The sequence below is a fragment of the Sporosarcina sp. FSL K6-2383 genome, from assembly GCF_038618305.1.
Classification (GTDB): domain Bacteria; phylum Bacillota; class Bacilli; order Bacillales_A; family Planococcaceae; genus Sporosarcina.
In genome coordinates this window covers 2,302,304-2,314,007 of the sequence record NZ_CP152017.1, presented here as the reverse complement: position 1 = coordinate 2,314,007, position 11,704 = coordinate 2,302,304, and the positions used below count along the sequence as shown (strand labels likewise).

Below are 11,704 nucleotides of genomic sequence, written 5' to 3'. Positions count from 1 at the left end.
CTTTGATACAATGTGGGAAAAGCAGATGTACAACTCTTCTACTTTTACTTTTCAGTATTTAATCAGTAACTATCAAGCCTAATAAAGAAGCGATTTGAACTGCCTGATAAGAATTTATTTTACAGCCATTAAGGTCCTCAAAAGATACGATAAGCGACTCAAAAGTAGAGTTACTTAGGTCAACCCCTTTAAGTCGCGTTTTTTCAAAGTTTGAACCATCAATTTTGCATGAGTTAAACTCGATATTTTTGAAGATGCAATCATAAAAATCAGCACTGATTAATGAGCTCTCCTGAAATTTAACTTTTTCGAGTTTTGAATTGCCAAATCCGGTTAAGTTTAATACAGAATTATCAAATTCTACATTGCCGAAGCGAGACTCTGTCAAATCTAGCCCTAATAATTTGCAATTTTTAAATACGACCCTATGTATGGATGAGTTACTTAAATTCGCATTTGAAAAATCACAATTCTCAAAAATAACGTCAGTCATTTCGATATGGCTAAAATCCGTATTGTTAAACTTACAATTTTTCACAAACATTTGAGATAATCGTGGCCTATCCAATACTTCATTTGTAAAAACGGAATCATTAATGACGCACAATTCAAGTTCTGGATCTTCTTGATAAAAAATATCTTGGAAATTCATTACAGGTAAATCGTTAGGGATTTTGGGCGAATCAATTTTCATATGAACTACCTCTTTCAAATATATAGTAAGTGAATTTGTTCAAGGAATGAACTTTACACCTTGACTCATAACTGTAAGCCATAAGAGATTATTATAAAAGACTATATTTTTGTCAGGGTTTGTGTGCACTGTTCATAAAGTGTTTGATTGGATAAACTTCGAGGGGGTTGTTTCATGAAAAAAGTACTGATACTTGGTGCTAGTGGATTGGTTGGAAAAGCGATTGTGAAGGAATGCGTAGAGGATTTTGATGTATATGGTACATATTTTTCAACAGAAACGGATCTTGCGGACGACAAACAATTTCAATTAAACATTCAGGATGAGGGAGCGATGAAAGAAATATTTCAAGTAGTTCAGCCCGATATTATTCTTTCAAGTTTACGAGGAGATTTTGAAGAGCAGTTCACATTCCATCAAAACTTGTCCGAGGCAATAACAAATAAAACAACAAGGCTTTATTATTTTTCAACGACAAATGTTTTTGATGGTGATTTGTCTAGGCATCATTGTGAATCAGATGCACCGATTGCTGAATCGGATTACGGACGTTTTAAAATAAACTGTGAAAATATGCTAACGCAATCACTGGGAAATCGTGCGACGATTATTAGAATTCCTGGTATTTGGGGAAAAAGCTCATCTCGCATGGATAATCTGAAAAAGAATCTTGAAGCAGCTGAGCCTATTCAAGCTTATTGTAATTTAGAGTGTAGCTTTCTATCGGATGTCCAGTTAGCGCGCCAAGTACGCTTCATTTTTGAAAATGAATTGACTGGAATAGTCCATTTAGCTGCAGTAGACAAAGTGAAAGAAAACACGTTCGTCGAAAGGGTAGCGAGTAGATTAACAACTCAGGACATAAGTATGCAATATAAAGCTTATGAAGATAAAGAGGCTACTTATTATTTTGGCCTTGTGTCAAATCGTGAGGACTTACCGGATAATCTTAACATCACGACCGAGGATATTATTTCTTATTTGGTTGGATGAGTTATTCACTTAGTCATATTTGGACGAGGAGGGTTTACGTATGCCGTTAGAAGAAGGTGTTCTAGAGTTATTTATTATAGGATTCTCTGTTGTAATGGGGATTGCAATTGCAGCTCTATTGTTACTTTGGCTACGAAAGAAAAATAATAATGCTGCCTATGCCTGGACGGTATTGCATTTTCTATTTTTGGGGGTTGCAGTTTATTTTTTGATAAAGGCTATTTCTTTTGATTATGAACATGTAATGGCTTCTGAAGAAAATTCATTTCAACTAGGGGTTGCCGGGGTCATTTGGTTTTTTAGTATGGTTTGTTTGGTGATGGGTATTTTTAAGTTTTCTAACTCTGGAAAATCGATGAGATAATGGACTGGAAATAATGCAGTTAGTTGTAAAAAGGATAGAGCAGGCAGAAAATTTCTGCTTGTTTCTATCTTTTTTTGCGATATATATGTTGTTTTCCGTGCCTTTAACAAAAACCTTCTACGAGGGCATGTCGTCTATTGATTAGGAGGAGGGATATTAAGTGGAGGAAGTAATTGTTAAAGCGTTTGAAACAGAAGACAGGGAAGTCCTAATGGATGAGATTATGAGTCGCTATGGACAGGATATCTTAAGGCTTGTGTATTCCTACGTGAATAATAAAGAATTGGCAGAGGATTTAACACAGGATATTTTTGTGAAATGTTATAAATCTCTTCATACATACAAAGGAAGATCATCTCTGCGTACGTGGTTGTGGCGTATTGCGATCAATCATTGTAAGGACTTTTTGAAAAGTTGGTATAACAAACATGTTGTCATTACAGAGGAACAACCGATTAGCCACCGAACGACAAAAGAAATGGTGGAAGAGGTTGTTATTCAAAAAGAAGAGGATGATCAATTAATTGCCGCGCTTATGGCGCTGCCGATTAAATATCGAGAAGTCATCTATCTTTTTTATTACGAGGAATTGTTGATCAAGGAAATTGCGGTTATCACTGTGGCTAGTGTGAATACGGTTAAAACGCGGCTTAGACGTGCGAAAGAATTATTGAAAGAACGATTGGAGGCGTAAGGAATGGAGAATCGTTTAAAAGGACTAAAAAAATCAATGGATGAGACTGCATTTAGCCAACTCCATTTTACGGAACAGCATCGCAAGGAAATTCGGACAAAAATTAGTGAAACGGATGACAGTGTTTTATTGGCGGTCATGCAGCTACTGGTCGAAGAAAAAACGGGTTATGAATTGGTGCAGTTTTTAGGAGGACGGGGCATTCGTAAATTTGAAGACAACGAAGGCAGCTTATATGCGTTGTTGCATCGGCTAGAGCAAAATGGTTGCTTACAATCCAGCTGGAACGAGGCGGCGGTGAAATATTATCAGTTAAACAATAAAGGCAATAAGTTATTACGGAAAATGGAGAAGCAATCTAGCAATAGAAGATTCGCTTTGAAAGACATCGTGAAGGGGGGAGTGACAAGTGCGCAAGAGTAGTCAATCCTTTTTAGGAGAAGTCAGGGATCAGATTAAATCAAAAGAAGCGAAAGAGTTTGTGGCGGTTGAGTTGGATTATCATCTAAAAGAAGCGAAGAACAAGTGGTTGGAAAAAGGATTAGATGAAACAGTAGCCGAAGAAAAAGCGGTCATGCAGATGGGTAGTCCGATAACGCTGGGGCAAAAGCTGAATAAGCTTCATCGACCTAAAGTGGATTGGCTGATGGTGATGTTGTTGGTTACGACGATGGGGTTGGGGTTTTTACCGATTTTGTTTATTGAAACAGAATTTCTATTGCGGTTTAACGTAAATGCCAGCTATTTTACTACACAGAAAGTTATCTATTCCTTGGTAGGTGGGATGTTGGCTTTCAGCATAATGTTAATAAATTATCGAAGAGTAGAAAGGTTTGGCTGGTTATTTTATGGGCTTGCTATGCTTTTTTTAGTGATACTGCAACTTTCTCCAAATTTACGCAATGGTAAATCTCTCCTAGTGATAGGACCCTATTCGTTGGATAGCTTGATAACTATGCCATTTTTTCTTTTAGCATGGGCTTCCTTTTTTAATCATAAAAAGTTGAAGCTTTGGCATTTAGGTTTATTGTTCATAGTTTCTTTTTGGTTCCTCTTGAACACTGCGAATCTTCCGGCAGTGTATATCTATACCGTCATGGTATTTGGGCTATTTTGGTGCAGTCGGTTTAGTCGAAAAATAAAACTTACGATTACCGGCGGAATAGTGGGCTCATTTCTTTTGCTAGTTTTTACAGCTTGGCCATCTATGAAAATGTATCAGGTAGTTCGGCTTTTGGCATTTGTCAATCCAGAACAGTATGCAGAGGGGGAGGGCTATATGATGTTGCTCCTCCAAGAACATATATCAAAGGCAGGTTGGTTTGGAAACGTACTGAATAGTGGAGTGATACCAGATGTCCACGCCGATTTTGTTTTTGCTGGCTTTACATATTACTTTGGCTGGCTAGCTGCCTTTGCACTATTCACCATTCTTGCACTTTTTATAGTGAGAATTATATTGATTGCTCGAAACGTCCATGATCCATTTGGCAAGCTGTTGTTAGTGGGCGCAGTTGCGCTGTATACGGTTCAGTTAGTTAGCAATATTGCAATGACGTTAGGATTGATTCCGATTACTTCCATTTCTTTGCCGTTCATCAGTTACGGCTTAATGCCGATTTTGCTGAATGCTTTTATAATAGGTGTTGTGTTGAGTGTTTATCGGCGGAAGGACTTGACGTCTATGAGATCGGCGCAGCCACAGCAATAGGTGGGGAAACCCGAAGAGTAGATGCTTCGGGGTTTTGCCGTTTGTTTAGATAGAGAAAATGTTTGTTTCTGGAGTGGGTAGCCAAGTTTTCCGAAAAGGTAGCTCAGTTAGTCCTCAGGGTAATCCAGTTAGCGAAATAGGTAGTCGAGTTTCGCCGAGGTAGTCCAGTTTGCTGAATAGGTAGCTCAGTTTGTCTCTGAGGTAGTCCAGTTAGCTAAATAGGTAGTTGAGTTCCACCGGGGTAGTCTAGTTTTGCAAAAAAGGTAGTTCAGTTCGCCCCTGAGGTAGTCCAGTTTCCGAAACCAGTAGCCGAGTTCATTAACCTTAAGACTGCGCACCAAGCTCCCGCGAGCGTGCTGTCGCTTTATCAATACATTCTCCAATCGCTTCTTTAAACAATCTACCTTCCAATGCTTTTAATCCTGCTTCAGTCGTGCCATTCGGACTCGTTACATTTTTCCGCAATTCCGCTGGTTCTGTGCCCGTTTCTTTCATCATCGCCGCGGCGCCTTCGAGTGTTTGGATGATAAGAGAGCGTGCGACGTCTTTGGAAATGCCTTTGGCGATTGCGGCTTCTTCAAGGGCTTCTGCCAAATAGTAAACATAAGCAGGTCCACTGCCGGATAGGGCGGTGACTGCATGAAGATCGTCTTCTTCGACTTCTTTCACGAGACCGATGGCTTCCAATAGACCGAGGACATGCTTACGCAAAGTTTCATCGACAGCATTATTCATAGCAACACCAGTTGCTGATTTACCGATTGTTGCAGAGGTGTTTGGCATGGAACGAGCGACTGGCCTTGTGCCGAGTCCATTTTCAATCGTCTCGATGGAAACGCCCGCAATGACAGATAAAACAGCTGCTTGTGTCGTAAGAAGAGGGCGAATGTCCGACATCGCCTGATGAATGTCTTTCGGTTTTGTCGCCAGTACAACTAAATCGGCTGTTTTCAATGCTTCTTTATTTTTACAAACGATCGAAATACCATATTTATTTTGTAGTGAAATCAGTCTTTCGTCATCTGATTTATTCATCACATAGACTTGCTGTGGCTCAATGACACCTTGTTTAACAATCCCTGCAATAACGGCTTCTGCCATTGAACCTGCACCTATAAATACAATTTTCTTCATATCAATCACTCCTTCATTCAAATAAAAAAACATGCGCTCTCATCCTTTAATAGAAGGACGAAAACGCATGTTTCCGCGGTACCACCTAGTTTTACTAGCTAATTATATGGCTAGTACATCTCGTTCTTTCGTAACGCGAAAGGCACGGCCGGGTTTCCACGGCAGCTCAGAAGGAGGTTCAGGGTAGGAGGGGGACTGTGGCTTTCAGCCGGTGACCACATTTTCTGTTGTCCATTTCTACCAGTACTAATCTTCGTCTACGCTTATCGTTTCATGAATTAGAATGATTATTACACGTTGTCTGAACAAAGTCAACATTCTGTCCGGTTATTGGTTTGCCTGAATGAAAAACCAGACGACACCGATGACCGCGATGGCGACTAATACGGCCAATGTTACTTTGACCGCACTCACCGGTGATTTTCCACTAACCTTGCCTGTCTGGCCATTGACAAGGAAACGATAAATTTTATTATTAAAGCTAAAGGATGAAATCCAAATAGGTAATAAAATATGCTTATACGTAATCCCTGTATAGTCGGTGGAAACACTTACTATTTGGACTTCATCGCCATGGACTTGCCCGTGAATTCCACTCCTAATCCCCTGGTCAATCATTCCTTTAGCATCTGTCCAGCCATCCTTTAGTGGAATAGAATATCTTTCTGCTAAAAAGCCCGATAGATAGGGAGTTTTATAATCAACCAGTTCATGTAGACGAAAAGGCTCAATATGATCAATCAACCCACTAGCTACATTGCGAGAAGCTTTGACTAATACATCATCAAAAAACTCACTATAACGGCCGTGTTCCGTGCGCCATCTAATTTTCCGTACCTGTTCGGTCACTTGTTTCGGTTTGCCGTCTTCCATGACAGTTCGCGTTACCATGACATAATAATACGTACCAATTCTGACGACATAGCCGGAATCCGTTTGCGAATCAAATGTCCAATAGGGAATATAGGCACCTGATAATTTATCTAATGTATACGACTTTTTTAGCTTGTTTGGGGCAAAATATCTTTTTCGTATCCACACTTTAAATTTATCAATCGCTTCTTCCTTTGGAACTTGAAAGGGCAGTACCAATGCGGGCTTGATGCCGGCGTGATGCTCACTGACGGTGATGTGTGATGAGCCGCAAAATGAACAGAAATCTGCTACCTTATCTTTATCCAATAGTGTTTCCGCACCACAGTTAGCACATTTAAACACTCTTTTTTCATCGTCCCAGCCATGATCGTCTTGTTCTAGTGCTTGTAAAAAATCATGTTCAATCGTATTGTGCTGAGTCATTTCAATTTCCCGTTCGCTTCCACAAAACGGGCATTTTAGTGTCCCACTCGTGGGATCAAATACTGCATTACCACCACAGGAAGGGCATTTCGTCACTTCTGTCTGTTCGACTGTATAGGATTCGTTTTCTTCACCTGTCATGAGACCACCCCATTTGCATGCATGTTATAGCGTATCTCCACAGTCGCCACAGAATTTTGCTGTTGGTGTATTTTTCTTGCCGCATTTCGTACAAGTTTTTTCTGTTACTTGCTGTGTGCCACATTCTCCGCAGAATTTGGCATCTGCATTGATTGGAGCTTGACAGCTAATACAAGGGACTTTCTCGGTTTGAACCGTTTTGCCACATTCTCCACAAAATTTAGCGGTTGCTAGAATTTGTGCTTGGCAATGCGGACAGTTTATTTTGGCTGGCTGTGCTGCCGCTGGTTGTTGTGGGGATGCTGAAAATGCATTGGCCATCATGCCGCCGAGAGCAGCACCTGCACCAAGTCCCGCACCAGCGCCTGCCAATCCGCCGCCTTCATTGCGAGCTGCTTCACGAATTGCTTCCGCCGCTTGGTATTGCTGATACTGATTCATGTCACCGAGTACGCCCATCGTTGTGCGCTTATCCATCGCTTTTTCGACTTCTTCAGGCAATGATAAGTTTTCAATATAGAGGGAAGTGATGTCGAAGCCGAACGCGTTGAAGCGTTGTTTCATCTTCGTTTGCCCTTGCTCGCTCAATTCATCGTAATGCATCGCCAAATCCAATGCAGGAATTTTTGACTCCGCAAAAAGATCTGTCAATCCGGACAAAATCATCTTTTTCAGTTGATCCTCAATTGCATTTGTCTCGTAAGATGCACTCGTTCCAAACAGTTCTTTGAGAAATACAGTTGGTTCAGATACTCGGTAGGAATAAATCCCATAACCCCGTAAACGAATCATGCCAAATTCAGCATCCCGCATCATAATTGGGTTAGAAGTGCCCCATTTTTGATTGACAAATTGCTTTGTATTGACAAAATAGACTTCGGCTTTAAAAGGTGATTCAAAGCCGTGTTTCCAGGATTTTAACTTCGTCAAAATCGGCATATTTTGTGTATACAAGAGATGTCGCCCAGGCCCAAAGACGTCTGCAATCTCGCCTTCATTGACAAAAATCGCGACTTGCGATTCTCGTACAGTTAACTCTGCACCCATTTTAATTTCATTGTTTTCAACGGGGAAGCGGTAGACTAACGTATTTGTACTGCTATCCGTCCATTCAATGACTTCGATAAATTGACTTTTGAAAAATCCGAATAAGCCCATGTAGACACTCTCCTAACTAAGATAATGATTCTGTGAATTTAATTTTATTATAGCATATTTTAAGAAATCAAAAGGTGACGTCCCTCTCTAAAAAAGGTACAATGAACTGAATACTCATTCATTTATACAAAGGGGACTTTTATTGATGATACATAAAATTATACTTCCAACACCATTCGCAGTTGGCGATGTTAATTCATTTCTTGTAAAAGGGGATACGCTGTCGCTCGTCGATGCAGGACCAAAAACACCCGAGGCCTACGCGGCGCTTGAGCATGGCATTAAGGAAGCGGGGTATGCATTCAACGATATTGAACAAGTCATTTTGACACATCACCATCCTGATCACGCCGGATGGATTGACGCATTTGATCGGGCAAATGTGTTGGGGCATACCTATAACGATCTTTGGCTGAAGCGGGACGACGATTTCTTCCAGTATCATGATGCATTTTACTTGGAGCGTCTTTTGGAAGAAGGGGTTCCTGAGGAATATCTCTTCTGGGTCAAGCGCATGAAGCGCTCCGCCGCGTTAATGGGGGAGAGACCGCTCGATCGTCTACTTGCCGAGGGAGATGCACTGCCTGGACATGAAGGTTGGACGGTCATGGAAACACCAGGACATGCGCAAAGTCATCTCGTTTTTTGGCATGAACAAACGGGCGAAATGATTGGTGGGGATCTTGTGCTTGAAAAAGTATCTTCTAATCCACTCATTGAGCCGCCACTTGATCCGAAGATGGGACGTCCGCGTTCGCTATTACAATATAACGCGTCATTGAAACGGCTACTAACATTGCCTATTGATATCATTTACAGCGGGCATGGCAATGACGTGCGCAATATTCATCCGCTGATTGAAGGTCGCCTGGTGAAGCAGCGTGAACGAGCGATGAAGGTGTTGGCTATGATGGACGGTGGACCGCGCACGATTTTTGAACTCACAAAAGAGTTATTCCCGGCTGTTTATGAAAAAGAATTAGGGCTGACATTGTCCGAAACAATTGGTCAAACAGATTATCTTGTCGATGAGGGGCTTGTTGTTGAAACATGTGACGAAGGCGGCGTCTATCACTATGAACAAGCGTAAATCAGTTGTCGTGACAGGCGCGACGAGCGGTGTTGGCTATGCGCTGACGAAAAGGCTGTTGCTAGAAGGTCATACTGTTTGGGCAACGGGTAGAGCACCGGATAAGCTATGGGAATTGCAAAATGCAGGTGCACAAACAGTACCTGCGGATTTGTCCGACAAAGAGGAAATGGAACGGTTGTTGGCTCACATTGGTACGCCGGATGTTGTTATTTTTTCTGCTGGTGTAGGAGCGTTCGATTATGCCTACGAAATGTCGGATGAAGTAATCGAGAATATGATGGCTGTCAACGTCGTTGCGCCTATGCAACTGACTAAGCGATTGTTGACGGGGATGATGGAACGTAAAAGTGGGCACTTCATTTTTCTTGGGTCGCAAGCCGGAAAAGTAGCGACACCGAAAGCATCCATCTATGCAGCGTCGAAGCATGCCATTATCGGCTATACCAACGCATTGCGTATGGAAGTGGCACCATTTGGTATCGCCGTTACAACAATCAATCCTGGGCCAATTGACACGCCCTTTTTGGATTTGGCAGATGATACAGGCACCTACCGAACATCACTAGGCAGGCATTTATTGGCGGTGGAAGATGTTGTCGATGCGGTGATGAAAACAGTGGCACGTCCGGTGAGGGATGTCAATTTACCTTGGTATATGGGGGTTACGAGTAAATTCCATGCTGTCGCGCCAACGCTTGTAGAACGGCTGGGGCGTAAGTATTTTATGAAGAAATGAGTTAGCTGGAGGGATTGTTTGATGAAAAAAAGATTTAAAGAAAAATTAAAAGAACACGTCAGTGGAGGCATTATTAAAATTGTAGTGGATACTGAAACAGGTGTAAATTATCTCATCACAAGTGGTCTTGGATTGAGTGGAATGACTCCGTTGCTAGATAAAGATGGGAAAGTAGTGATTGATTAATTAATGTCAAGTAGCTGGGACATCTCATTGTATGTACCATGAGCAAATAAAGCAGTACTACCGGTCCCTTCCCATTAACTGATGGAAAGGGATTTTTTTTATGTCATTTCTTGTGGAAAATCATTCCGATTGAATTTGAACGTATGTTCTGTATATACTATTGATAAGAATGAATGTTCGGAAGAGGGTATTCGTATGTATGAACAGTTACCAGACCGACAAATCGTCTGCCTTGATATGCGTAGCTTTTATGCCAGCTGTGCGGCGGTGATTGAAGGGCTCGATGTCACGAAGACCCCTATTGCCGTTATTGGCAATAAACAAAAGAAAGGCGGAATTGTCCTGGCGGCATCTCCCATGCTGAAGGAAAAGTTTCGTGTACAGTCTTGCATGCGGCTATTTGAAATTCCAGATGATCCCGCGATTCATCTTATCGAACCACAGATGGCGTTATATATTGATATATCAATGGAAATTGTCCGATTGCTAAATAATTATGTGCCAAAAGAAGCTATCCATGTTTATAGTATCGATGAAAGTTTTATTGACCTAGGTGGGACGGAGCGATTATGGGGACCTGTGGAAGAGACGGTTAAACGGATACAAGACGATCTTGAAAACCAATTTCAATTACGCTCAGCATGTGGAATTGGACCGAATATGCTGTTGGCCAAACTGGCCCTTGATATCGAAGCAAAAAAGACGGGCGTCGCGCGGTGGACTTATGAGGATGTCCCTACAAAGCTATGGCCTGTCGCACCGTTAAGTCGCATGTGGGGAATCGGCAGTCGATTGGAAAAGACATTGAACGACATGGGAATATTCTCTGTCGGCGATCTTGCCCACGCGCCTCTTGAAACGCTAGAAAAGAAATTCGGCCTTATGGGCAACCAATTATATCATCATGCGCATGGTATCGACTTGTCCGAACTAGGCGCCCCACTCGTTGAAGGACAAAAGAGCTATGGGAAAGGGCAAGTGTTGTATCGCGATTATAATAAACGAGAAGATGTACTCACGGTCATGCTTGAAATGTGCGAAGACGTTGCAAAGAGGACAAGGGAAGCGAGGAAGGCAGGGCGCACGGTTCATTTGTCTATCGGCTATTCGAAACGAGCACTGTCTGGTGGTTTTAGCCGTTCGCGTTCGATAGGCGAGGCGACCAATGAAACAATGAAAATCTATCAGCTATGTATAGCATTATTCGATAAGTTTCATGACGGTAGTCCGGTTCGGCGTTTATCGATTAGCCTAACAAATTTGGAAGATGAGCATTCCATGCAGCTCAGCCTATTCGATGATCGTTCAGAACGAACCCGGCAATTAGGTGCAACCATTGATGCACTCAGAAATAAATATGGATCGAACGCCATTCTTCGTGCAGTGTCTTATACAGAAGCCGGAACAGCTATTGAGAGAGATAAGTTGATTGGCGGGCATAAGAAATAGTGGTGTTATTTTAGAGGTATTCTCAAATTTGTGTGGAATACTAATTATTCGG

General features: G+C 41.8%; 13 protein-coding genes. 9 read left to right on the top strand and 4 right to left on the bottom strand.

The window, feature by feature from the left end:
• Positions 1–58 precede the first annotated feature (58 nt).
• Positions 59–694, bottom strand: coding sequence for a pentapeptide repeat-containing protein (locus tag MKZ10_RS11385; RefSeq protein ID WP_342505073.1), 636 nt, complete (start codon positions 692–694; stop codon positions 59–61).
• 174 nt (positions 695–868) lie between these two features.
• Here MKZ10_RS11385 and MKZ10_RS11380 point away from each other — a divergent pair, with 174 nt between their 5' ends.
• The 5 genes from MKZ10_RS11380 (at position 869) to MKZ10_RS11360 (ending at position 4,456) form a co-directional block, all read left to right on the top strand.
• Entirely contained in the window at positions 869–1,687 is an 819-nt protein-coding gene (locus MKZ10_RS11380; RefSeq protein WP_342505072.1) for a sugar nucleotide-binding protein, read from the top strand.
• 40 nt (positions 1,688–1,727) lie between these two features.
• Complete coding sequence (locus MKZ10_RS11375) at positions 1,728–2,051, top strand: hypothetical protein (protein WP_342505071.1); 324 nt, start codon at positions 1,728–1,730, stop codon at positions 2,049–2,051.
• Between the two features lie 160 nt (positions 2,052–2,211).
• Positions 2,212–2,745 carry a sigma-70 family RNA polymerase sigma factor gene (locus MKZ10_RS11370; RefSeq protein WP_342505070.1) on the top strand — a complete coding sequence of 178 codons (534 nt, stop codon included), beginning with the start codon at positions 2,212–2,214 and terminating at the stop codon, positions 2,743–2,745.
• A 3-nt stretch (positions 2,746–2,748) separates the two neighbouring features.
• On the top strand, positions 2,749–3,168 hold the full coding sequence (locus MKZ10_RS11365; protein WP_342505069.1) for a PadR family transcriptional regulator: 420 nt from the start codon (positions 2,749–2,751) through the stop codon (positions 3,166–3,168).
• Positions 3,155–4,456, top strand: a complete 1,302-nt coding sequence (locus MKZ10_RS11360) for an FtsW/RodA/SpoVE family cell cycle protein (protein WP_342505068.1) — start codon at positions 3,155–3,157, stop codon at positions 4,454–4,456. Before MKZ10_RS11365 ends, MKZ10_RS11360 begins: the two co-directional genes overlap by 14 nt.
• A 324-nt stretch (positions 4,457–4,780) precedes the next feature.
• On the opposite strand, the gene proC is transcribed toward MKZ10_RS11360, so the two are convergent.
• The 3 genes from proC to MKZ10_RS11345 form a co-directional block, all read right to left on the bottom strand.
• Positions 4,781–5,590 (bottom strand): pyrroline-5-carboxylate reductase, encoded by an 810-nt coding sequence (gene proC / locus MKZ10_RS11355; RefSeq protein ID WP_342505067.1) that lies wholly within the window; start codon positions 5,588–5,590, stop codon positions 4,781–4,783.
• Positions 5,591–5,917: 327 nt separating this feature from the next.
• Complete coding sequence (locus tag MKZ10_RS11350; RefSeq protein WP_342505066.1) at positions 5,918–7,030, bottom strand: hypothetical protein; 1,113 nt, start codon at positions 7,028–7,030, stop codon at positions 5,918–5,920.
• Between the two features lie 24 nt (positions 7,031–7,054).
• A complete protein-coding gene (locus MKZ10_RS11345) occupies positions 7,055–8,188 on the bottom strand; it encodes an SPFH domain-containing protein (RefSeq protein WP_342505065.1) in 1,134 nt (377 codons plus the stop codon).
• 145 nt (positions 8,189–8,333) lie between these two features.
• Here MKZ10_RS11345 and MKZ10_RS11340 point away from each other — a divergent pair, with 145 nt between their 5' ends.
• The 4 genes from MKZ10_RS11340 to MKZ10_RS11325 all read left to right on the top strand — a co-directional run bounded on the left by MKZ10_RS11340 (position 8,334) and on the right by MKZ10_RS11325 (position 11,652).
• Positions 8,334–9,278 (top strand): MBL fold metallo-hydrolase, encoded by a 945-nt coding sequence (locus MKZ10_RS11340; protein ID WP_342505064.1) that lies wholly within the window; start codon positions 8,334–8,336, stop codon positions 9,276–9,278.
• Positions 9,265–10,017 (top strand): SDR family NAD(P)-dependent oxidoreductase, encoded by a 753-nt coding sequence (locus MKZ10_RS11335; protein WP_342505063.1) that lies wholly within the window; start codon positions 9,265–9,267, stop codon positions 10,015–10,017. Before MKZ10_RS11340 ends, MKZ10_RS11335 begins: the two co-directional genes overlap by 14 nt.
• 21 nt (positions 10,018–10,038) lie before the next feature.
• On the top strand, positions 10,039–10,203 hold the full coding sequence (locus MKZ10_RS11330) for a DUF6440 family protein (RefSeq protein ID WP_342510164.1): 165 nt from the start codon (positions 10,039–10,041) through the stop codon (positions 10,201–10,203).
• A 195-nt stretch (positions 10,204–10,398) separates the two neighbouring features.
• Positions 10,399–11,652 (top strand): UV damage repair protein UvrX, encoded by a 1,254-nt coding sequence (locus tag MKZ10_RS11325; protein ID WP_342505062.1) that lies wholly within the window; start codon positions 10,399–10,401, stop codon positions 11,650–11,652.
• Positions 11,653–11,704 lie beyond the last annotated feature (52 nt).

What these genes read in the sequence shown, in the direction of transcription:
- MKZ10_RS11385 (WP_342505073.1), bottom strand. Translation starts at nt 694, where the DNA reads ATGAAAATTGATTCGCCCAAAATCCCTAACGATTTACCTGTAATGAAT.
- MKZ10_RS11380 (WP_342505072.1), top strand. Translation starts at nt 869, where the DNA reads ATGAAAAAAGTACTGATACTTGGTGCTAGTGGATTGGTTGGAAAAGCG.
- MKZ10_RS11375 (WP_342505071.1), top strand. Translation starts at nt 1,728, where the DNA reads ATGCCGTTAGAAGAAGGTGTTCTAGAGTTATTTATTATAGGATTCTCT.
- MKZ10_RS11365 (WP_342505069.1), top strand. Translation starts at nt 2,749, where the DNA reads ATGGAGAATCGTTTAAAAGGACTAAAAAAATCAATGGATGAGACTGCA.
- proC (WP_342505067.1), bottom strand. Translation starts at nt 5,590, where the DNA reads ATGAAGAAAATTGTATTTATAGGTGCAGGTTCAATGGCAGAAGCCGTT.
- MKZ10_RS11350 (WP_342505066.1), bottom strand. Translation starts at nt 7,030, where the DNA reads ATGACAGGTGAAGAAAACGAATCCTATACAGTCGAACAGACAGAAGTG.
- MKZ10_RS11345 (WP_342505065.1), bottom strand. Translation starts at nt 8,188, where the DNA reads ATGGGCTTATTCGGATTTTTCAAAAGTCAATTTATCGAAGTCATTGAA.
- MKZ10_RS11340 (WP_342505064.1), top strand. Translation starts at nt 8,334, where the DNA reads ATGATACATAAAATTATACTTCCAACACCATTCGCAGTTGGCGATGTT.
- MKZ10_RS11335 (WP_342505063.1), top strand. Translation starts at nt 9,265, where the DNA reads ATGAACAAGCGTAAATCAGTTGTCGTGACAGGCGCGACGAGCGGTGTT.
- MKZ10_RS11330 (WP_342510164.1), top strand. Translation starts at nt 10,039, where the DNA reads ATGAAAAAAAGATTTAAAGAAAAATTAAAAGAACACGTCAGTGGAGGC.
- MKZ10_RS11325 (WP_342505062.1), top strand. Translation starts at nt 10,399, where the DNA reads ATGTATGAACAGTTACCAGACCGACAAATCGTCTGCCTTGATATGCGT.